Source organism: Streptomyces cahuitamycinicus, assembly GCF_002891435.1.
GTDB classification, from domain to species: Bacteria; Actinomycetota; Actinomycetes; order Streptomycetales; family Streptomycetaceae; genus Streptomyces; species Streptomyces cahuitamycinicus.
In genome coordinates, this window is record NZ_POUC01000125.1 from 1 (window position 1) to 19,567 (window position 19,567).

Annotated in this window: 17 protein-coding genes, 1 other RNA gene and 1 pseudogene; 4 read left to right on the forward strand and 15 right to left on the reverse strand. The window is 70.7% G+C overall.

The genetic code is table 11. The annotated features are described in order from the left end of the window. The 7 genes from C1J00_RS18525 to C1J00_RS18555 form a co-directional block, all read right to left on the reverse strand. Positions 1 to 790, reverse strand: a 790-nt coding sequence (locus C1J00_RS18525) for a hypothetical protein (RefSeq protein WP_102910186.1), incomplete at its 3' end; no start/stop codon positions are given. A gap of 231 nt (positions 791 to 1,021) precedes the next feature. Further along, the gene (locus tag C1J00_RS18530) at positions 1,022 to 2,227 is read right to left on the reverse strand and encodes an acyltransferase family protein (protein ID WP_102910187.1); all 1,206 of its coding nucleotides are present in this window, start codon (positions 2,225 to 2,227) and stop codon (positions 1,022 to 1,024) included. Continuing rightward, positions 2,224 to 4,413, reverse strand: coding sequence for a bifunctional polysaccharide deacetylase/glycosyltransferase family 2 protein (locus tag C1J00_RS18535; protein WP_102910188.1), 2,190 nt, complete (start codon positions 4,411 to 4,413; stop codon positions 2,224 to 2,226). The genes C1J00_RS18530 and C1J00_RS18535 overlap by 4 nt, the downstream gene beginning before the upstream one ends. Before the next feature lie 318 nt (positions 4,414 to 4,731). After that, on the reverse strand, positions 4,732 to 5,727 hold the full coding sequence (locus C1J00_RS18540) for a hypothetical protein (RefSeq protein ID WP_245936392.1): 996 nt from the start codon (positions 5,725 to 5,727) through the stop codon (positions 4,732 to 4,734). Positions 5,728 to 5,893: 166 nt separating this feature from the next. Next, positions 5,894 to 6,859, reverse strand: coding sequence for a LysR family transcriptional regulator (locus tag C1J00_RS18545; RefSeq protein WP_102910189.1), 966 nt, complete (start codon positions 6,857 to 6,859; stop codon positions 5,894 to 5,896). Positions 6,860 to 6,908: 49 nt separating this feature from the next. Then, positions 6,909 to 7,748, reverse strand: coding sequence for a hypothetical protein (locus C1J00_RS18550; protein ID WP_245936393.1), 840 nt, complete (start codon positions 7,746 to 7,748; stop codon positions 6,909 to 6,911). A gap of 12 nt (positions 7,749 to 7,760) precedes the next feature. Then, positions 7,761 to 8,006, reverse strand: a complete 246-nt coding sequence (locus C1J00_RS18555) for a hypothetical protein (protein WP_102910190.1) — start codon at positions 8,004 to 8,006, stop codon at positions 7,761 to 7,763. Between the two features lie 249 nt (positions 8,007 to 8,255). On the opposite strand from C1J00_RS18555, the gene C1J00_RS18560 reads away from it, so the two are divergent. From C1J00_RS18560 to C1J00_RS18570, 3 genes are all read left to right on the forward strand, one after another. Further along, entirely contained in the window at positions 8,256 to 9,464 is a 1,209-nt protein-coding gene (locus C1J00_RS18560; RefSeq protein WP_102910191.1) for an MFS transporter, read from the forward strand. A gap of 76 nt (positions 9,465 to 9,540) precedes the next feature. After that, on the forward strand, positions 9,541 to 11,790 hold the full coding sequence (yicI, locus tag C1J00_RS18565) for an alpha-xylosidase (RefSeq protein ID WP_102910192.1): 2,250 nt from the start codon (positions 9,541 to 9,543) through the stop codon (positions 11,788 to 11,790). Next, the gene (locus C1J00_RS18570) at positions 11,790 to 12,791 is read left to right on the forward strand and encodes a LacI family DNA-binding transcriptional regulator (RefSeq protein WP_102910193.1); all 1,002 of its coding nucleotides are present in this window, start codon (positions 11,790 to 11,792) and stop codon (positions 12,789 to 12,791) included. The genes yicI and C1J00_RS18570 overlap by 1 nt, the downstream gene beginning before the upstream one ends. Positions 12,792 to 12,839: 48 nt before the next feature. Here the strand turns inward: C1J00_RS18570 and ssrA are convergent. From ssrA to ftsE, 5 genes are all read right to left on the reverse strand, one after another. Continuing rightward, positions 12,840 to 13,228: a transfer-messenger RNA gene (gene ssrA, locus C1J00_RS18575) on the reverse strand. A 99-nt stretch (positions 13,229 to 13,327) separates the two neighbouring features. Next, positions 13,328 to 13,810, reverse strand: coding sequence for an SsrA-binding protein SmpB (gene smpB / locus C1J00_RS18580; protein WP_102910194.1), 483 nt, complete (start codon positions 13,808 to 13,810; stop codon positions 13,328 to 13,330). A gap of 46 nt (positions 13,811 to 13,856) precedes the next feature. Beyond that, a complete protein-coding gene (locus C1J00_RS18585) occupies positions 13,857 to 15,026 on the reverse strand; it encodes a S41 family peptidase (RefSeq protein WP_180989595.1) in 1,170 nt (389 codons plus the stop codon). Positions 15,027 to 15,094: 68 nt separating this feature from the next. Continuing rightward, positions 15,095 to 16,012, reverse strand: coding sequence for a permease-like cell division protein FtsX (ftsX, locus tag C1J00_RS18590; RefSeq protein WP_062927169.1), 918 nt, complete (start codon positions 16,010 to 16,012; stop codon positions 15,095 to 15,097). A 40-nt stretch (positions 16,013 to 16,052) separates the two neighbouring features. After that, positions 16,053 to 16,742, reverse strand: a complete 690-nt coding sequence (ftsE, locus tag C1J00_RS18595; RefSeq protein WP_102910196.1) for a cell division ATP-binding protein FtsE — start codon at positions 16,740 to 16,742, stop codon at positions 16,053 to 16,055. 255 nt (positions 16,743 to 16,997) lie between these two features. Here ftsE and C1J00_RS18600 point away from each other — a divergent pair, with 255 nt between their 5' ends. Continuing rightward, a complete protein-coding gene (locus C1J00_RS18600) occupies positions 16,998 to 17,189 on the forward strand; it encodes a hypothetical protein (protein ID WP_102910197.1) in 192 nt (63 codons plus the stop codon). A gap of 95 nt (positions 17,190 to 17,284) precedes the next feature. On the opposite strand, the gene C1J00_RS18605 is transcribed toward C1J00_RS18600, so the two are convergent. From C1J00_RS18605 to C1J00_RS18615, 3 genes and pseudogenes are all read right to left on the reverse strand, one after another. After that, a complete protein-coding gene (locus tag C1J00_RS18605; protein WP_102910198.1) occupies positions 17,285 to 17,908 on the reverse strand; it encodes a hypothetical protein in 624 nt (207 codons plus the stop codon). A 291-nt stretch (positions 17,909 to 18,199) separates the two neighbouring features. Continuing rightward, a complete protein-coding gene (gene prfB / locus C1J00_RS18610; RefSeq protein ID WP_102910199.1) occupies positions 18,200 to 19,303 on the reverse strand; it encodes a peptide chain release factor 2 in 1,104 nt (367 codons plus the stop codon). 58 nt (positions 19,304 to 19,361) lie between these two features. Next, a pseudogene (locus C1J00_RS18615) lies at positions 19,362 to 19,567 on the reverse strand (serine/threonine protein kinase); the annotation flags it as partial.

Here is a 19,567-nt window from a genome sequence, read left to right on the forward strand (position 1 = left end):
GGCCCGGGGCGGGCTGGCCGGGGTACTGCGACGGTGCTGGTGCCGGTGCCTGCTGGGCATACGGGCCCGGTGCCTGCTGCTGCGCGTACGGTCCGGGCGCCTGCTGCGCGTACGGTCCGGGCGCCTGCTGCGCGTACGGTCCGGGCGCCTGCTGCGGGAACGGTCCGGGCGCGAACGGATTGCCCTGCCCGGGCAGCTGCGTACCCGGCGGCAGATACCGCGTCCGGCCGTTCTCGTCCGTCACCGGCAGGAAGCCGGCCGCCCGCAACCGGGCCGCGAACTTGGCGTTGCGCCCCCGCGTGACCACGAGGCCGATCCCGAAGACCGCCATGAGCAGCAGCCACACGACACCGGCCACGACGAAGTCGGAGGACTCGCCCCCGAAGCGGAAGCCGAGGAACGCACAGCCGACGGTGACGCCCAGGGCCCCGTACCCCATGCGCTTCTCGGCGTGCTTGCCGGTGAGGTCGAAGTTGATACGGGCCTTGAGGAGTTCGAAGGCGTCGGGCACGAGCGGCGGGAGGGAGACGCCGTCGGCGGCATCGGGGTACTGCGCCCAGTTCTGCATGGCCCGGGCCCGGGCCTGCGGGCCGGGGTCGGGCAGGAGCAGCATGGTGAGCGCGCCGTTGCGGCCGTTGCTCTGGCGGACGTCGGCGTACTCGTAGCCGAACTGCTGGGCGACGAAGGCCAGCCGGGCGAGCTTCTTCACGGACGCCATCGGGCTGGTGAGTTCGACCGGTTCCCCGCTCGCCATCAGCCGCAGCATCTTCTGTGTCTGCCGCTTACTCATCCCCACCGCTCCCCCGCGTCATGTGTTCACAAGCGCAACTCACTCAGTTTTCCACAGGCCGGCGAAGCTGTTGGTGTCGGAGGCCGCGCCCGTCCCGACTTCTTCTTCCCCTTCTTGCCCACGAGCGCGTCGTACAGCGCGGTGTCGAGCTCGGTGTAGGCCACGTGCGGCCGAAAAGGGACCCTCGCCGAGGGCCGCTCATCGTCCGCCCCCCGCCGATGCCGGGCCAGCTTAGCCGCCGTGGGCCGCGTGCCTCCGACTCCCGTGAATCCTCACCTTGGGCTCACTTTTCGGCCACAACCGAGGCCTCTGCTTCGCCGCCAGGTCCTCCGCCCAGCCGAACGCCAGGACGCAGCAGCCGATCAGCACCCACGCCAGGACCAGCACCGGCCAGACGCTCTCCAGCAGCCCGGGCACGTTCTGCTCCAGCAGCGGGAAGCCCCACAGCCGGTCCCACAGGGCCGCGGCGATCAGGATGCAGGTGTTGTGCCACAGGTAGATGGTCACGGCCCGGGAGTTGAGCAGCGTGATCGTCCCCGCGAAGGGGCGCAGCCGGCGAGGCCACTCGGACCAGGACGGGCTGAGGTGCAGCAGCAGGAGCACCGTGCCGAACGACCACAGGGCCTGGGCCAGCGGCATGCTGTCCAGGTCGTTCCCGGTGCCGAAGCCGCGGTGCAGGGCGTACCAGAGACCGGCCAGGGCGATGACGGGTCCGACGGACGGCACGATGTAGCGCGGCAGCCGCCGCAGGATGCCCTCCTGGTGGGCCATGCCGAGTATCCAGCAGGCGCCGAAGGTGGAGAGGTCCGTGAGCGCCGAGGGGATGCGCTCGCCGGGCAGCGTGACCCAGCCCTGCTCGAAGGCGACGGCCAGGGCGATCGGCGCGAGGATCGTGACGACCGGCAGGGCGCGCAGGGCCTTCAGCAGCACCGGGGACAGCAGGACGTACCAGAGGTAGGCGCGGATGTACCACAGCGGGCCCGCGAGGTCCGCGGCCCAGTTCTCGCCGATGAAGCCGTGGACGCCGGGCAGCCCCTCCGCGTACGGCGGGTCGCTGAGCGGGACGATCCAGAAGGTGAGGTGGAGCAGCCACCAGCCGGGGTGCCCGTCCGCGTCCGGGCCCCAGCCCTGGAGGACCATGCCGGTGACGCCGACGACGCCCAGCAGCCACAGCGGGGGCAGCAGCCGGCGCATCCGGCCGCGGATCACCTGCACGGCCGGGCGCTTCAGCGAGCGGGCCATGAGGCTCCCGGCGAGCGCGAACATCACGCCCATGGACGGGAACAGCAGCGGCAGCCAGGCCCAGCCCGTCAGGTGGTACAGCACGACACGGAACAGCGCGAGGGCGCGCAGCAGGTCGAAGTACCGGTCGCGGCCGGGCTTGCGGACGGCGGCCGACTCCCGCGGCGGAGCCTCGGCGACGGGAGCCGTGGTCATCCGACCGGCCTCCCGTCCATCGCCTGGGGCGCGGCTGTTCCGCCCCCGGGCAGGCCCACCGCGCCCGTGCGCCGCAGCTTCTGCCAGCGCAGCCGGCCGCCGGTGAGGGCGGTGATCCAGGACTGGAGCAGCACGACGTACATGAGCTGGCGGTAGAGGAGTTGCTGGAGCGGAAGGGAGAGCAGGTGGGTCATGCGCTCCTTGTCCAGGTGGAACGCGTAGGCCGCGCACACGCCCTGCACCGCGAGGACGCCGAGCCAGGCGCCGATGGTCTTCTCCGTGGGCCCGAACACCAGCCCGTACAGCAGGAACACGTCGATCAGCGGGGCCAGCAGCGGCGCCACGACCATGAACATCGACACCAGCGGCATGCCCACCCGGCCGAAGCGGCCCGAGGGGCCCCGTTCGAGGACGGACCTGCGGTGCTTCCAGATGGCCTGCATGGTGCCGTACGACCAGCGGTAGCGCTGGGACCACAGCTGCTGGACGGACTCCGGGGCCTCGGTCCAGGCGACGGCCTTCTCGGCGTACACCACGTGCCAGCCGTCGCGGTGCATGGCCATGGTGATGTCGGTGTCCTCGGCGAGCGTGTCGTCGCTCATGCCTCCGACGCGTTCCAGCGCGCTGCGCCGGAACGCCCCGACGGCGCCGGGGATGGTGGGCATGCAGCGCAGCACGTCGTACATGCGACGGTCGAGGTTGAAGCCCATCACGTACTCGATGTGCTGCCACGCGCCGATGAGCGAGTCCCGGTTGCCGACCTTGGCGTTGCCGGCGACGGCGCCGACGCGCGGGTCGCCGAAGGGCTGGACGAGTTCGCGGACGGTGGTCGGTTCGAAGACGGTGTCGCCGTCCATCATCACGATCAGGTCGTACTTGGCGTTGGCGATGCCCCGGTTGAGGGCGGCGGGCTTGCCGGCGTTGAGCTGGCGGACGACCCGCACACCGGGCAGGGCCAGGTTCTCGACGATACGGGCGGTGCCGTCGCTGGAGCCGTCGTCGATGACCAGCACCTCGATGGGGTGGTCGCTGGCGACCAGGGAGCGGACCGTCTGCTCGATGCACTTGGCCTCGTTGTAGGCGGGCACGAGGACGGACACCGGTTCCGTGACGGGCTCGCCCCAGCTGAAGCCGCGGCGCCGGACACGGCGGGCGTGCGCCACGGAGAGGATCAGCATCAGCCCGAGACGCCCGAAGACCAGCACACCGACGACGGCGAGGCCGGCGACGAGGACCCCTGTCACCTTCTCGGACGCCTGCACCAGGAAGACCCACGCCTCGCCCTTCAGCGACTCCAGCCCGGCGACGCGGGTGTGCGCGCTCGGCGCGTCCAGGGCGCCGGTGAGGGTGTGGAAGCGGTAGCCCTTGTCCTGCAGCCCCGAGATGTACTGGTCGAGCGCAGCCACGGTCTGGGAGCGGTCACCGCCGGAGTCGTGCATCAGCACGATGGCGCCCTTGCCGTTCTTCGGCGTGGCGTTGCTGATGATCTTCTGGACCCCGGGCCGGCGCCAGTCCTCGCTGTCGGTGTTGTTGACGATGGTGATGTAGCCCTTGCTGCCGATGTACTCGGTGACCGGCCACGTGTTGTTGTCCATGTTGTGGGCGAACGACGAGTAGGGCGGGCGGAACAGCGAGGTGCGGATACCGGCCGCCCCGGCCAGCGCCATCTGGTTCTGGGACAGCTCCCAGTCGACGCGGCTCTTGGTCTGCAGCGACAGGTCCGGGTGGTTGAAGCTGTGCAGGCCGATCTCGTGGCCCTCGTCGACCATGCGCTGGACGAGGTCCGGGTAGCGGGAGGCCATGGTGCCGGTGATGAAGAAGACGGCCCGGGCGTCGCGCTTCTTCAGGATGTCGAGGACCTTGGGCGTCCACATCGGATCGGGGCCGTCGTCGAAGGTCAGGACCAGTTCGCCGTCCGGGAGATCCAGAGCGACTGGCTTCCCGTTGCGGGTGTCGATGACGGGCCCGCCCTTGAGGATGTCCTTCGGGACGCGGTCGTTCGCCGCGGGCGGGCCGACGCGGTGGTCGGCGAGGATCTCGCTGTGCACATAGCCGCGCAGCATGAGCATCGCGCCGAGCGCGACGAGCACGAACAGGGGCAACAACAGACGCATGGGCAGGCGCCGGCGCCTGAAGCCGCCACGGGCTCGAGACGCGGGCCCGGAACGGTGAGTACGGGATGCCATGGGTGGTGGTACTCCGGGTGGTGCGGGATGGGGTGCTACGGGGACGGAGGCGGGCGGACGGCGCGCTGGAGGCGCACTCCGCGATGTCGTGTGGTCCCGCTTCCGCCTCGGGAGCGGGGCAGGTGGCCGGAGCGGTGATCGGGAGGTGCCCCCGCTCCGCTCGGAAGCAGTGGCCGGAACGGGTGATCGGGAGGTGGCCCCACTCCGCTCGGAAAGCTCGGCGTTCCCGGCCGACTGGACCGGTGCCGCAGAGAGGCGCGCCGTCGGAAGGACGGTGGAGCGGCGCCCGGAGCGGTGGGCGCCGCTTTCGCGAACGGGTTAAGCGGCGGCGGGTGTCTCCGCGACGGGCTCCGGCTCGGCCGGGCCCTCGGCGACGGTGCCGCCGTCGCCGCCGGTGCCCGTCGTCTCGGTGGGCGTGGCCGTGGGCTCGGCCGACGGGGTCGGGTCGGTGACCGGCGTGCTCGGCGGGTCCGCCGGTTCAGTCGGGGCCGGGGTTGTGGCCTTGCCGCCCGGTGCCGGGACGGTCCGGGGCGCCCTCGGTGAGGGCTTGGCGGACGGGCCGGAACGGCCGGTGCCCGCGGTGGCATCGGGTGTGGCGGCGCTGGGGCCGGGTGCGGGTGCCGTGACCTGGCCGGTCGCCGGCGTGCTGTCCGGCGCGGTGGCACCGGTGCCGGTGGCGGGTGCCGACTCGGCGGGCAGCGACGGGGTGTCGACCTGCCCGGCCGGCGGGTTGTCCTCCTTGGTCGGCACGGGCAGCCACGGGGCGTTGGAGTTGCCCGACATCAGCGTGGCGACGATGACGACGGCGTAGGCCCCGCAGGCCAGGGCGACGGCCATGCCGATCCGGCGGTAGCGGCGGCTGCGGCGGCCGGACTCGTCGACGAAGACGGGCCGGTCGGCGGCGGCCTCGGCGCCCGGGCCTTCCGTGACCTGCCGCAGGAAGCCGTCTCCGAACTGCAGGGCGTCGAGCTGGACGGTGACCTCGTGCGGATCGTGGGCCTGCCCGTCGGCGTCGGGGGTGTCCCCCGACGGTTCGGCTCCGGCTTCCTCCTGTTCCTGCCAGGGGTCGCGGACCGAGGTGCGGGGGTCCCCCGCCTTCGCCGCGAGCGAGTCGCCCTCGCCCTCGCTCTGGCGGGGAATGCCGCGCAGTATCTCCGTCCCGGCGGGCAGCCGGTGGCCGTTCGTGCGGACATCACGGTCGGGGTAGACCTGAATGGCTCTCCCGTCCCGGGCTCCGCTGTCCGACGGGAGTTCCCCGGTAGCCGTAGCGGCTTCGGGCCACTCGGGTTGGGCGTCTTCTCGCCACTGTTTCACTCGCACGCACTTCCCCCCACGGGATGGTTCAGGTGCGCTTGACGACCTGAGCACCCGCCGTCGGATCGGGCCCCCACCCGTCCGAGCGCCCCCTCTTACCACACCGTGCTCAGGGGTCGAATGTAGCGCACGCGCAGGTTTTGTGTGCGCATCGTGTCGAATCGTGTCAACCGTGAGACGCCATGAGGACATCGTCTCCGGCCGGCAGCCAGGCACCCGCGGGCCTGCGCAACCAGCCCGTTTCCGCAGCCAGCCGGGCCGCCGCCCGGCGCAGCGCGTCGAACGCGGGGTGGGTCAGACCCTTGCGCCAGACCAGGGAGACGGGGGCCAGCGGAACCGGGTCGACCAGGGGCCGCACCACCATCGACGGGAGCGCCGGGAACTCCACGACGGCCAGGACCGGGTTGCGCGTTCTGGCCATGATTCGCTGGAATTCCTCATCTCCCACGGCCAGCGGTGCGGGTGGCGCGATTTCGATGCCCCGCCCCTCGAAGAGCAGCCGTGCGAGTCCGGTCCACTCCGGTGTGCGCGGGTTGCCCGCGCCCGCGTAGACGCTCTCGCCGGCCAGCTCGGCGAGCGGCACGGCGTCCCACGCGGCCAGCCGGTGATCGTCCGGCAGCACGACCGCCATCGGCTCCAGCCGCACGGGCTGGTGGTCGAGCCCGGCCCGCAGCACCGGGTCCAGCCCGGCGAACCGTCCGAACGACGCGTCCAGCCGGCCGGCGAGCAGTTCTCCGGCGGCTCCGGTCAGGCCGCTCTCGTAGCGGGCCATCAGCTCATGGCGGGGGGCGAGTTCACGCGCCTCGTGCAGCACCCGGCGGGGTGTGACCAGGCCCGGGGAGTTGAGGTCGACCAGCAGAGGCCGGGCCTGGCCGAAGGCGGCGAGCAGCTCGTCCTGCGCCTGGAGCACCCGGCGGGCGTAGGGCAGCAGCCGCTCCCCGTCGGGCGTGAGCGTCACCTGCCGGGTGGTCCGCACGAACAGTTCGGCCCCCAGCTCCCGCTCCAGCCTCCGCACGTCCCGGCTGAGCGCCTGCTGGGCCACGTGCAACCGCACCGCGGCACGCGTGAAGTGCAACTCCTCGGCGACAGCGACGAAGCCACGCAGCAGACGGTGATCGAGGTGCACGGACATGCGGCGAACCTACAGCGGCCGGTGGCAGGGGCGCGCAGCCCTATCAGGCTCAGGGGCCGCTGCCCCGCAGGGACGTCCCGGCCTCTCCCGTTCGGGCGTCCGGGCGCTTCGGGCTCTCCGCGGTCTTCTGGCCCTCCGCGCCCGTCGCCGGCGGAGCCTGCCCCACCCGGTGACGGGGTGCCGACCGCATCGGCGGCCTGGTCAGGGTGATCTGCCGGACGACCTGCTGGAAGCACGCCAGGGCGGCCAGGCCGGGCAGAGCGGCCGCCGCGATGCCGAGGATCGTCCGGGGCGCCTGGACGACGCACAGCAGTATGGCGATACAAGCGAAGACCAGGACCACGCACCAGGAGTGCACGGCACGGCGCTGGTGCAGCGCGGCCCGCAGGACGGACAGGGAGCCCACCAGCCAGGGCCCGTACACCAGCAGCGGCCACCATGTGTTCAGGCCCCTCGCCGCGGGGGACACGGCGACCAGCCGCAGGGGGTCGTAGACGACGATGCCGCTCAGAACGCTCACCGCGGAGGCGATGACGGCCGCCAGGGCGGCGACGAGGAAGCTGGTATAGCGGAGCACGCCCGGGGCTTTGCGGGTCTGGACCTTGCGATGCCGCCGGGGTACCTCACGTACGGGGGGCAGTTCCTCGGTGATGTCCTGGAGCCGCCGCATATGGGTGTCCGGGGCAGCGGCCGGTTCCGGATCCGCGGCGGGGACCGGGTCCTCGTCCCGGAGGGCCGGAATACTCGCGGCCTGCTCCCCCAGGGCCTCCTGAAGGATGAACGCCAGCTCCTCAGCGGGGTCCCAGGTCGGGTCCGGTGGCGTGAGGGGAGTGATGAAATCCCGGGCCGGAGCCCGGTGCCGGCCGGTGCCCTCTACTTTGTCGTACATGCCGTGACCCGACTATTCCGCGAGCACGAAAGCGGGCCAATCCGTCGCACTGATCCACCGTCGGGCGAGATCCTTTTCCAGTGCGCTCATGCGGTCGATGAAATCGCGCAGAACCGGCTCGGTCACCTGCAGCGCGACCGGGCAACCCTCCTTGGTCAGCGTACCGTTGACAGTCGCCGACGAGTGCGCTGGAGCGGGAATGTAGGTGTACGGGCCGAGCGTTACCGCCCAGCCGTCTTTCCTGGTCGCCTCGGTCATGTACCGACTAACCGTCGGCCCGCTTCTCCGGATGCGCGGCAAACGAGTGAAGGAATTTGCCGAATGAGCATCTTTTCCATGCGCCATGAGAAACATTAGGAATCTCTATATCTCTGTATGAAGAACGAGGAGCGAACGCTTTCCGCCATGCCCTTCCGGCCTGTCCGGTACAGATTCACAACCCAGGTGCGTGACTGCGCACGGAACAGGTGTTGGACCGCTTGATCGTCCCCGGGCGACGGTGGACGCATGCCGCAACTCTCCCCGTACCGCCGCCTGTTCCGCCTGCCGGGCGCCCGCGCGTTCACGGCCGGGAACCTCATCGCCCGGCTGCCGATGGGCATGTTCAGCATCAGCGCGGTCGTGATGATCGCCGGGAGCCGGGGCTCGTACGCCCTCGCCGGTGCCGTCACGGCGACGGGGCTCGCGGCGACCGCCCTGGTCGCTCCGTGGATCGCCCGGCTCGTCGACCGGCACGGCCAGGCCCGGGTGGCCCTCCCCGCCACGGTGATCGCCGTCCTCGGCTCCCTCTCCCTGCTGCTCTGTGTGCGCCAGGACGCCCCCGACTGGACCCTGTTCGCCTCCTACACCGCCACCTCCACCACCCCCAACACCGGCGGCATGTCCCGGGCCCGCTGGGCGCATCTGCTGGCCGGCGACCCGAAGGCGCTGCACACCGCCAACTCCTTCGAGCAGGCGGCGGACGAGCTGTGCTTCATGCTGGGCCCGGTGCTCGCGGCCTTCCTGTGCGGGACGTTCTTCCCCGAGGCGGGCACTCTGGTGGGCGCGGTGCTGCTGCTGACCGGCATGGTCCTGTTCACGACCCGGCGTGCGACGGAGCCCCCGGTCCGCGCGCACATACCCGGCAAGGCGCCGCTGCGCGCCGCCGGCATGCCCCCGCTGCTCGCGGTCTGCCTGGCGATGGGCGCCGTCTTCGGCGCGACGGAGGTCGTCACGCTGGCGTTCGCCGACGCGCAGGGGCGTCAGTCGGCGGCCGGTGTCGTGCTCGCGCTCCAGGCCGCGGGCTCCTGCGGGGCGGGCCTGCTGTACGGCACCCTGAAGCCGGCCGGTCCGGCCGCGGCGCGGCTGCCCTGGTGCGTGGCGGCGATGGCCACGCTGCTGGCCCTGCCGCTGCTGGCCGCGACCCTCACCGGTTCCCTCCTCGCCCTGGCGGTCGCGCTGCTGGTCGCCGGGATGGCGACGGCCCCGACGATGGTCACCACCATGACGCTGGTCCAGGAGCGCACCCCCGAAGGCCGGCTGAACGAGGGCATGACCCTCGCGGTGACCGGACTGCTCGGCGGCATCGCCTGCGGCAGCGCGATCGGCGGCTGGACGGTGGAGCACCTCTCGCCGGAGGCGGGTTACGTGGTCCCCGTGACGGCGGCGTCCGTGGCCCTGATGCTGTCCCTGCCACGCGCTTCGAATCGCTTCACCATTGTGACGACGCACCATTGACGCCCTCAGGTCCCCCGCATACGTTCGATCGTCGAAGCGCTTCGACGTCATGCGCCGGCAGAGTAGGGACCCCCACATGAAGTTCACCGACGGCTACTGGCTCCTGCGCGAGGGCGTCACCGCGGCCCACCCGGCCCAGGTCCTCGACGTCACCGAGACGGATGACGCCTTGGAGATCCACGCGCCGACCCGGCCCGTCCGCTCCCGCGGCGACCTGATGACCGGCCCGGTCCTCACGGTCAGGGCGCACACCCCCATGCCCGGCGTCATCGGCCTGACCCTGACACACTTCACCGGCGGCGAGCCCCGCGGCCCCGAGTTCGAGCTCACGGCGTCGGACACCACCGCACGGATCTCGTACGACGACGAGCAGGCGACCCTGACCTCCGGGGACCTGTCGGTCCGGCTGGCCCGCGGCGGCCCGTGGCACGTGGAGTTCCTCGCGCACGGCCGTACGCTCACCAGCAGCGGCCACAAGAACGCGGGCATCATGCGGGACGCCTCGGGCGCCCACCACCTGCGCGAGCAGCTGGTCCTGAACGTCGGCACGTCCGTCTACGGCCTCGGGGAGCGCTTCGGTCCGCTGGTGAAGAACGGCCAGGTCGTCGACATCTGGCAGGCCGACGGCGGCACGTGCAGCGAACAGGCCTACAAGAACGTGCCGTTCTACCTCACGGACGCGGGCTACGGCGTCTTCGTCGACCACCCGGGCAAGGTGTCCTTCGAGGTCGCCTCGGAGGTGGTCTCCCGGGTGCAGTTCAGCGCGGAGACGCAGGAGCTGACGTACTACGTCGTCTACGGCCCCACCCCGAAGGAGATCCTGCGCAGGTACACGGCCCTGACCGGCCGCCCCGCCCTGCCGCCCGCCTGGTCGTTCGGCCTGTGGCTGTCGACGTCCTTCACCACCTCGTACGACGAGGAGACGGTGACGTCCTTCGTCGAGGGCATGCGGGAGCGCGAACTACCCGTGTCCGTCTTCCACTTCGACTGCTTCTGGATGCGGGAGTTCCACTGGTGCGACTTCCGGTGGGACCCGCGGGTGTTTCCCGATCCGGAGGGCATGCTGGCCCGGCTGAAGGCGCGTGACCTGCGTGTCTCCGTATGGATCAATCCGTACATCGCCCAGCGCTCCCCGCTGTTCGCCGAGGGGAGGGCGCTCGGGCATCTGCTGAGGCGGCCGGACGGCAGCGTCTGGCAGTGGGACATGTGGCAGCCCGGCATGGCCCTGGTCGACTTCACCTCCCCGGCCGCCCGCGACTGGTACGCCGCCAAGCTGGAGGCGCTGCTCGCGCAGGGCGTCGACTGCTTCAAGACCGACTTCGGCGAACGGGTGCCGCTCGACGTGGTCTGGTCCGACGGCTCGGACCCGGAGCGGATGCACAACTACTACGCGTACCTGTACAACCGCACGGTCTTCGAGGTGCTGCGCAAGCACCGCGGCGAGCAGGAGGCCGTCCTCTTCGCACGGTCGGCGACGACGGGGAGCCAGCAGTTCCCCGTGCACTGGGGCGGTGACTGCGAGGCGACGTACGAGTCGATGGCGGAGTCGCTGCGCGGCGGCCTGTCGCTCGGTCTGTCGGGCTTCGGCTTCTGGAGCCACGACATCGGCGGCTTCGAGGGCACCCCCACCCCGGCCCTGTTCAAACGCTGGCTGGCCTTCGGGCTGCTCTCCTCGCACAGCCGTCTGCACGGCAGCGACTCCTACCGGGTCCCCTGGCAGTTCGACGAGGAGTCGGTGGACGTGGCCCGCCACTTCACCCGGTTGAAACTCCGCCTCATGCCCTATCTGTACGAGGCGGCCCGCGCCGCCCACACCGAGGGCGTGCCCATGATGCGGGCCATGGTGCTGGAGTTCCCGGACGACCCTGGGTGCGCGCACCTGGAACGGCAGTACATGCTCGGCCCGGACCTGCTGGTGGCCCCGGTGTTCAGCGACGAGGGTGACGTCACCTACTACGTGCCCGAGGGCACCTGGACCCACTTCCTGACCGGCCAGACGGTGACCGGACCCCGCTGGGTGCGCGAGCGCCACGGCTTCCTGAGCGCGCCGCTGCTGGTGCGGCCGGGCGCGGTGATCCCGGTCGGCGCGCGGGAGGACCGCCCGGACTACGACCACGCCGACGGGGTGACGCTGCGGGCGTACGGTCTGCGGCCCGGCGACGGGGCGACCGTGCCGGTCGGGGACGTGACCTTCACGGTCGTCCGCGAGGGGGACACCCTGCGGGCGACGTGCGGCGCCCCGGCAGCCGCCTGGAGCCTGGCGGCCGGCGACCGCGAGGTCCAGGCCCAGCCCGGCACCGGGCGTGTCGCGCTGGAGCTCGGCTGATGGTCAAGATCACGGACGTGGCACGACGGGCCGGGGTCTCTCCCAGCACCGTCTCCTACGCGCTGAGCGGCAAGCGCCCGATCTCCGACGCGACCCGGCGGCGCGTCGAGGCGGCCGTCCGCGACCTGGGCTACCGCCCCCACGGGGGCGCCCGCACCGCGGCCGGCGGCAGGCCGAACGTCCTGGCCCTGGCGGCGCCGCTGCGCCCTGGCGTGCACGTCCCGGTGGTGATGCGGCTGGCGGAGTCGGTGGTGACGACGGCCCGCGCGCACGACCACGACGTCCTGCTCCTCACCCGGGCGGAGGCCGAGGAGGGCCTGAGCCGTGCCCTGGCCACGGCGTCGGTGGACGGGCTGCTGCTGACGGACGTCGGACTTCACGACCCACGCCTCCCCCGGCTCCGCTTCCCGGGCAGCCCGTCGGTCCTGATCGGCGTCCCGGCGAACCCGCAGGGTCTGACCTGCGTGGACCTCGACTTCAGGGCGGCCGGCGAGGCGTGTGTGAACCACCTGGCGGGGCTGGGTCACCACACGGTCGCCCTGGTCGGCTCACCCCCGGAGGTCTACCTCCGCGAAACGGCCTACGCCCACCACCTGATGCAGGGCTTCGCCACGGCAGCCGCCCGGCACGGCCTCACCACGTCCGTCCACCCGGGCGACCCCGACCCCGCCACGGCCCCCCGGCTCGCCGAGCGGCTGCTCCGCGAGCATCCCGCCCTCACCGCCGCGGTGATCCACAACGAACCTCTTCTGGGCCCCCTGATCACCGCCTTCGAGCACCTCGGCCTGCGGGTCCCCGCCGACCTCTCCGTCACGGCCCTCTGCCCCGACGACCTGGCGGTGACGCCCCGTGTCCCGGTCACATCGGTGTCCCTGCCCGCCGACGAACTGGGAACCCGCGCGGTGGAACTCCTGATGCGGAAACTGCACGGCGTCCCCGTACCGGAGACGACCCTCCTGCCACCCCGGCTGACGGAACGGTCGAGTACGCGACGCGCATGACAAAGGCCCCGCCGCAGATGAGCGACGGGGCCTTTGCCCACATGGGATGAGTGGAGATGGCGGGAATCGAACCCGCGTCCAACGGTGCAGAATCAGGGCTTCTCCGTGTGCAGTTCGCTGCGCTTTTCTCGGCCCCGGCGATCACGCGAACAAGTCGCCGACAGGCCCAGTCACTGTTTGATTTCCCATCGAACCCCGTGACCGGGCTCGATGGTTTAGTTCCCTAGCTTATGCCAGGATCCGGGTCGGGAACACTCCCGGGCTGACACCCATTAAGGGTCCTTCACTCACTGCTTATCAGGCAGCGAGGGCGAAGGACTGGGAATCGCGCTTGGTATTGGCGATTATTTTTTGCGACATATGGTTTACGAGATCATTGCCGCTTCCTCGACACGCTTCCCCTGCTTCGACAGCCGCTGTCGAAACCGATCATCCCCATGTTGTGTTGACAATCCCCTCCGCAGAGGGGCGCGCACCCGCTGTGGGGTGCAGTCACCATCGTACGTGACCAACGCGGGTCGGTGCCAGCGTATTCCCTACGCCCCGCGCTGCCTCCGCTTCACCGCCGCGATCGCGCGGTCGGTCTCCCTGCGGTCCTGCTTCTCCCGCAGCGCCTGACGCTTGTCGTACTCCTTCTTGCCCCTCGCCAGCGCGATCTCGACCTTGGCCCGGCCGTCCTTGAAGTACAGCGCGAGCGGCACGATGGTGTGTCCCGTCTCCCCCGACTTCGACTCCAGCTTGTCGATCTCGGCGCGGTGCAGCAGCAGCTTCCGCTTGCGCCGGGCGCTGTGGTTGGTCCACGTGCCCTGGCTGTACTCCGGCACGTGCACGTTGTGCAGCCACGCCTCGTTCCCGTCCATCTGGACGAAGCCGTCGACCAGCGACGCCCGTCCCTGGCGCAGGGACTTCACCTCGGTCCCGGTGAGGACCAGGCCGGCCTCGTAGGTGTCGATGATGAGGTAGTCGTGCCGCGCCTTCTTGTTCTGCGCGATCAGCTTGCGCCCTTTTTCCTTAGCCATAGTGCCGACCATTTTCGCACTACTGAGGGGCCCCGCGGAAAGTCGATTACGAGGGGCTCGCGAGGCCGCGCAGCACGGTCCCGGCCCGCCGGAGGGCGTCCTCGTCGGTCTCCAGGTCGGGCGTGATGCCGCGGCCGTCGACCGTGCGGCCGGAAGGGGTGCGGTAGTGCCCGACGGTCAGCTCCGCGACGGAGCCGTCGGGCAGCCGGCTCGGCATCTGGACCGAGCCCTTGCCGAAGGTGCGGGAGCCGACCACGAGCGCCCGTCCGCGGTCCTGTACGGCGCCGGTGAGGAGCTCGGCCGCGCTCATCGTCCCGCCGTCGACGAGGGCGACCAGGGGTCTCGTGGTGTCCCCGCCGGGCTCGGCGTGCAGGGCGCGCTGCTCGCCGTCGACGTCGTAGGTGGCGACCAGGCCGCCGTCGAGGAAGGCGGAGGCGGCGGTCACGGCCTCGCTGACCAGGCCCCCGGAGTTGCCGCGCAGGTCGAGGACGATTCCGGCGCCGGGCGGGGACCGCCGGACGGCTTCGCGGACCTGGTGGCCGGAGTCCTTGGTGAAGGTGGCGACCTTGATCACGGTCACCCGGCCGTCGAGTTCCCGGACGGTCACCGGGTCTGTGGACAGCTGGGCCCGGCGCAGGGTCTCGGTCCACGCGCGGGTGCCGCGCTCCAGGCCGAGGCGGACGGCGGTGCCGGCGGAGGCGTCGGTGGCGTCCCCGCGCAGTAAGGAGACGACCTCCGTGACGGCCCGGCCGTCGGTCTTCTCGCCGTCGACGCTGCGCAGCAGGTCACCGGGGCGGATCCCGGCGGTGGCGGCGGGCGAGCCGGCGCGCACCTTCGTCACCTCGATGCGGCCGTCCCGTTCGCTGCGGGCCCACAGGCCGACGCCGGTGTACTGGCCGTCGAGGGACTCCTCGAACTCCTCGTACTCTCCCTGGGAGTAGACGGCGCCCCAGCGGTCCCCGCTTCGGCTGACGGCGCGCTTCGCGGCCTGGATCGGGGACTTGCCGTCGGCCATGGCCTCCTCGGCGGCCCGGGCGACCTCCGCGTGGTGCCCGGCCGTTCCGGCTGAACGGGCCTCGTCCGGGGCCGATTTCCCCTGGCTCTGCGGCAACGCCCCCGTGGCCGCTCCGGCGACGAGCACGCTCGCGAACACCAAGGTCAGGGCGGCCCCGCGACGGATGCGGCGGGGCTGACAGAACGGGTCACGACCTGACATGCCGGTGAGTCTAGGACAAGCGGAAGGGCCGTACGGCCGGTTGACCGCACGGCCCCTGTTGGCATGTGTCACACCTTCAAGTACTTGCGCAACGCGAAGAACGCGGCCAACGCGGGCATCAGAAGGCTCGTCGCGAGGATGAGCGGGAGCTTGGTGAGGACGGCGTCCCAGCCGATGAAGTTGATCAATGTCAGCTGGTCGGCCAGGGCGAGTCCGTGGTCGATGAGGAAGTACCGGGCGAGCAGCAGGAAGCCGCACGCGAGGGTGCCGCCGATGAGTCCGGCGACCGCGGCCTCCATGATGAACGGCGCCTGGATGTAGAAGCCGGAGGCGCCGACCAGCCGCATGATGCCCGTCTCACGCCGGCGGCTGAACGCCGAGACGCGCACGGTGTTGACGATCAGCATCAGCGCGACGACCAGCATCAGCGCCATCACGGCGCGGGCGGCCCAGTTCATGCCGTTCAGCAGCTTGAAGAGGTTGTCCAGGATGCCCTTCTGGTCCTGAACGGACTGCACGCCGTCCCGGCCGTTGAAGGCGGTGGCGATGACCTGGTACTTCTCCGGGTCCTTCAGCTTGATGCGGTACGACTCCTGCATCTGGTCCGGCGTGAGGGAGCTGGCGAGCGGGGAGTCGCCGAACTGCTCCTTGTAGTGCTTGTAGGCCTGGTCCTGCGTCTCGTACGTGACCGCCTGGACGACGTCCATCTTGCCGAGGTCGGCCTTGATCTGCTTCTTCTGGTCGTCGGTCACCGCGCCCTTGGCGCAGTTGGGGTCGGACTCGGCGTCGCTCTTGTTGCAGAGGAAGATCGAGACGTTGACCTTGTCGTACCAGTAGCCCTTCATGGTGCTGACCTGGTCGCTCATCAGGAGCGACCCGCCGAACAGGGCGAGCGAGAGGGCGACGGAGACGACGACGGCGAAGGTCATCGTCAGGTTGCGGCGGAGACCGACACCGATCTCCGACAGGACGAACTGGGCGCGCATGGCGACTGGTTATGCCTTTCCGTGGATCTCGGGTGCGGTATCAGTGCTGGTAGCCGTAGACACCGCGGGCCTGGTCGCGGACGAGGCGGCCCTTCTCCAGTTCGATGACGCGCTTGCGCATCTGGTCCACGATGTTCTGGTCGTGCGTGGCCATCACCACGGTCGTGCCCGTCCGGTTGATGCGGTCGAGCAGCTTCATGATGCCGACGGAGGTCTGCGGGTCGAGGTTGCCGGTGGGCTCGTCGGCGATGAGCAGCTTGGGCCGGTTGACGAAGGCCCGCGCGATGGCGACGCGCTGTTGCTCACCACCGGACAGCTCGCCGGGCATCCGGTCCTCCTTGCCGCCGAGCCCGACGAGGTCGAGCACCTGGGGCACGGACTTGCGGATCTCGCCCCGCGACTTGCCGATGACCTCCTGCGCGAAGGCGACGTTCTCGCCGACCGTCTTGTTCGGCAGCAGGCGGAAGTCCTGGAACACCGTCCCCAGCTGGCGCCGCATCTGCGGCACCTTCCAGTTGGAGAGGCGGGCGAGGTCCTTGCCCAGAATGTGCACCTGTCCGTGGCTGCACCGCTCCTCGCGGAGGATCAGCCGCAGGAAGGTGGACTTTCCGGAGCCGGAGGACCCCACGAGGAAGACGAACTCGCCCTTCTCGACCTCCAGGGACACATCCCTGAGGGCGGGGCGGGTCTGCTTGGGGTAGACCTTGGAGACATTGTCGAATCGGATCACGGATGCACCACGGGTCGCCGGGGGTAGATGAGCGTGACCATACGCGAACCGGGTGGGGCACCGCAGTCACCGACCGTGGTTGCGCCATGGATGTGCCGTTTTATACCGAGCTCTGGGGGGCGCGGGAGAGTGTGCGGGCAACCACATAAAATGCGCAGCCGCGCGACGGCCGACGGAACCTGGCAAAGTGGAGGGGGAACATTCCCACCCCCACGGACGTTGGACACGTGGAACCGGCGCAAGGAGGGCAAGCGCATGACGTACGACCGGCTGGTGTGCGCGAACTGCGCGTCCCCCGTGAACGAGGGCCGCTGCGCCGTGTGCCGCGCGAACCGTGAGCGGCTGCAGCAGGAGAACTTCCTCGCGGGCATGAATCCGATGGCTCTGATCGCACTGCTGACGGTGCTGATCGCCGCGGTGGCCCTGCTGGCGCACCAGACCGCGTAAGGCGGCAGGCAGCCTCCAGACATGGCCGAGGGCCCGGAGCGTTTCGCTCCGGGCCCTCGGTGGTGCGCTGTGCGTACGTCCGTACGGCCCTACCGTCAGGCGGCAGCCCCGCCGCGGCCGCCCACGAGGCGCGGCAGCAGCCGGAAGCCGACACCGCCGGCGATCATCGTGGCGGCGCCGATCACCAGGAAGGTGGTCTGCGCGGCACCCGTCTCGGCGAGTTCCTGGCCGTTGCCCTGGGCCTGGGCCTGCGGGGCCGCCGGGGTGGCGTCCGAGCCGATCTCGGTGAGGGAGGAGGAGCCCTCCTCCTGCGGGGAGGTGCCACCGTCGGGGTCGGCGTTGTTGCCGCCGCCGTTGTTGCCACCCCCGCTGTTGTTGCCACCGTCCGTCGGGTCCTCGGTGGGCTCCGTCGGCTCGTCGGTGGGCTGGGTCGGCGTGCCCGGCTCCGTCGGGGTCCCCGGCTCGGTGGGCGTGCCCGGTTCAGTGGGCGTGCCCGGCTGGGTCGGGTTCGGCGCCGTCGGGATACCGGGTTCCGACGGCTCACCCGACTCACCCGGCGGCGGGGTAGGAGTGGGCGACTCCTCGGCGCACAGGATGCCGAGCAGGCAGTCCTCGGCCTCCGCGGCGGATGCCGCACCGGCGGCGGTCAGCGAGGCGCCGGCGGCGATCACGGCACCGGCCGCTATCCGCGCGACACGGATCCGCGTCTTCTTCGTCATGTGGTTGCTACCCCCAGTAGCTCATCGTCATTAGGCAGCGTCGGGGCTGTGCTCGACGGGGAAAGCCGCGGTGAGAGAGGCCCCCCGGTTCACATGCGCCCCAGAGACACGCATGCCGCGCTTTACCCTTCCCATTTTTCAAGAACACGTCAAGGCCGTTTGCGGCCGCCATGTCCAACTGCGGGGGTTATGCCGGGAGTCTGAGGCTGTGAGTGTGATGTAAAACCCAGACATGAGGGTACAGAAAAGGCAACTGCCGCTCCGACCGCGGCAGTTGCCTTATCGACAAACTTACTTCTCCTGCTGCTTGCGCCAGCGAATTCCGGCCTCGATGAAGCCGTCGATCTCGCCGTTGAACACCGCCTCGGGGTTGCCGACCTCGAAGTCGGTGCGCAGGTCCTTCACCATCTGGTACGGGTGCAGGACGTAGGAACGCATCTGGTTGCCCCAGGAGCTGCCGCCGTCCTTGAGGGCGTCCATCTTGGCCCGCTCCTCCTGGCGCTGGCGCTCCAGCAGCTTGGCCTGGAGCACGTTCATGGCCGTCGCCTTGTTCTGGATCTGCGAGCGCTCGTTCTGGCAGGAGACGACGATGCCGGTGGGGAGGTGGGTGAGGCGCACCGCGGAGTCGGTGGTGTTGACGCCCTGGCCGCCGGGGCCGGACGAGCGGTACACGTCCACGCGCAGTTCGGACTCGTCGATCTCGATGTGATCGGTCTGCTCGACCACGGGCAGGATCTCGACGCCCGCGAAGGACGTCTGCCGCCTGCCCTGGTTGTCGAAGGGCGAGATGCGCACGAGCCGGTGCGTGCCCTGCTCGACGGAGAGCGTGCCGTACGCGTAGGGCGCCTGGACGGCGAAGGTGGTCGACTTGATGCCGGCCTCCTCCGCGTACGAGGTCTCGTAGATCTCGGTCTTGAAGCCGCGCTGCTCGGCCCACCGCAGGTACATGCGCTGGAGCTTCTCGGCGAAGTCGGCGGCGTCGACGCCACCGGCCTCGGCGCGGATGTTCACCAGCGCCTCACGGGAGTCGTACTCACCGGAGAGGAGGGTGCGGACCTCCATCTCGTCCAGCGCCTTCTTCACGGCGGTGAGCTCGGACTCGGCCTCGGCGCGGGTGTCCGGGTCGTCCTCCTCCTCCGCCATCTCGAAGAGGACGCCCAGGTCGTCGATGCGACCGCGCAGGGCCTCGGCCTTGCGCACCTCGGCCTGGAGGTGGGACAGCTTGCTGGTGATCTTCTGCGCCTCATCGGGGTTGTCCCAGAGGGACGGCGCGGCCGCCTGCTCCTCGAGCACGGCGATGTCTGCCCTCAGCTTCTCGAGGTCCAGAACGGCCTCGATCGACTCCATGGTCGAGGAGAGGGACTTGAGCTCTTCGGATACGTCGACGACTGCCACGCCCTCCAGCGTAACGGCTCCGCCCGGCGGCCATCGCCGGGCGGCCGGAGCCGGCGGCTCAGGGGGACTGCGGGGCCGAGTTCCTCGTGTCCTGGGGCGGTGCGCTGCTGTCGTCGCCCGAGGTGGACAGCCAGGTGCCGACGCCGATCGCCGCCGCGAGTACGACCGCGCCCGCTCCCACGGCCAGGCGGCGGCGCCGGGTGGCGGCACGGTTGCGGGCCGAGCCGGGCCGGGGAGCGCCGGCGGGGCGCGGGGCCCGGGCCG

Excerpts from the sequence above, each read along its gene's own strand:
- C1J00_RS18570 (WP_102910193.1), top strand. The coding sequence starts at position 11,790 with ATGGTCAAGATCACGGACGTGGCACGACGGGCCGGGGTCTCTCCCAGC.
- C1J00_RS18535 (WP_102910188.1), bottom strand. The coding sequence starts at position 4,413 with ATGGCATCCCGTACTCACCGTTCCGGGCCCGCGTCTCGAGCCCGTGGC.
- C1J00_RS18555 (WP_102910190.1), bottom strand. The coding sequence starts at position 8,006 with ATGACCGAGGCGACCAGGAAAGACGGCTGGGCGGTAACGCTCGGCCCG.
- C1J00_RS18560 (WP_102910191.1), top strand. The coding sequence starts at position 8,256 with ATGCCGCAACTCTCCCCGTACCGCCGCCTGTTCCGCCTGCCGGGCGCC.
- C1J00_RS18585 (WP_180989595.1), bottom strand. The coding sequence starts at position 15,026 with ATGTCAGGTCGTGACCCGTTCTGTCAGCCCCGCCGCATCCGTCGCGGG.
- C1J00_RS18545 (WP_102910189.1), bottom strand. The coding sequence starts at position 6,859 with ATGTCCGTGCACCTCGATCACCGTCTGCTGCGTGGCTTCGTCGCTGTC.
- C1J00_RS18600 (WP_102910197.1), top strand. The coding sequence starts at position 16,998 with ATGACGTACGACCGGCTGGTGTGCGCGAACTGCGCGTCCCCCGTGAAC.
- C1J00_RS18605 (WP_102910198.1), bottom strand. The coding sequence starts at position 17,908 with ATGACGAAGAAGACGCGGATCCGTGTCGCGCGGATAGCGGCCGGTGCC.
- C1J00_RS18530 (WP_102910187.1), bottom strand. The coding sequence starts at position 2,227 with ATGACCACGGCTCCCGTCGCCGAGGCTCCGCCGCGGGAGTCGGCCGCC.
- ftsX (WP_062927169.1), bottom strand. The coding sequence starts at position 16,012 with ATGCGCGCCCAGTTCGTCCTGTCGGAGATCGGTGTCGGTCTCCGCCGC.
- C1J00_RS18550 (WP_245936393.1), bottom strand. The coding sequence starts at position 7,748 with ATGTACGACAAAGTAGAGGGCACCGGCCGGCACCGGGCTCCGGCCCGG.
- yicI (WP_102910192.1), top strand. The coding sequence starts at position 9,541 with ATGAAGTTCACCGACGGCTACTGGCTCCTGCGCGAGGGCGTCACCGCG.
- smpB (WP_102910194.1), bottom strand. The coding sequence starts at position 13,810 with ATGGCTAAGGAAAAAGGGCGCAAGCTGATCGCGCAGAACAAGAAGGCG.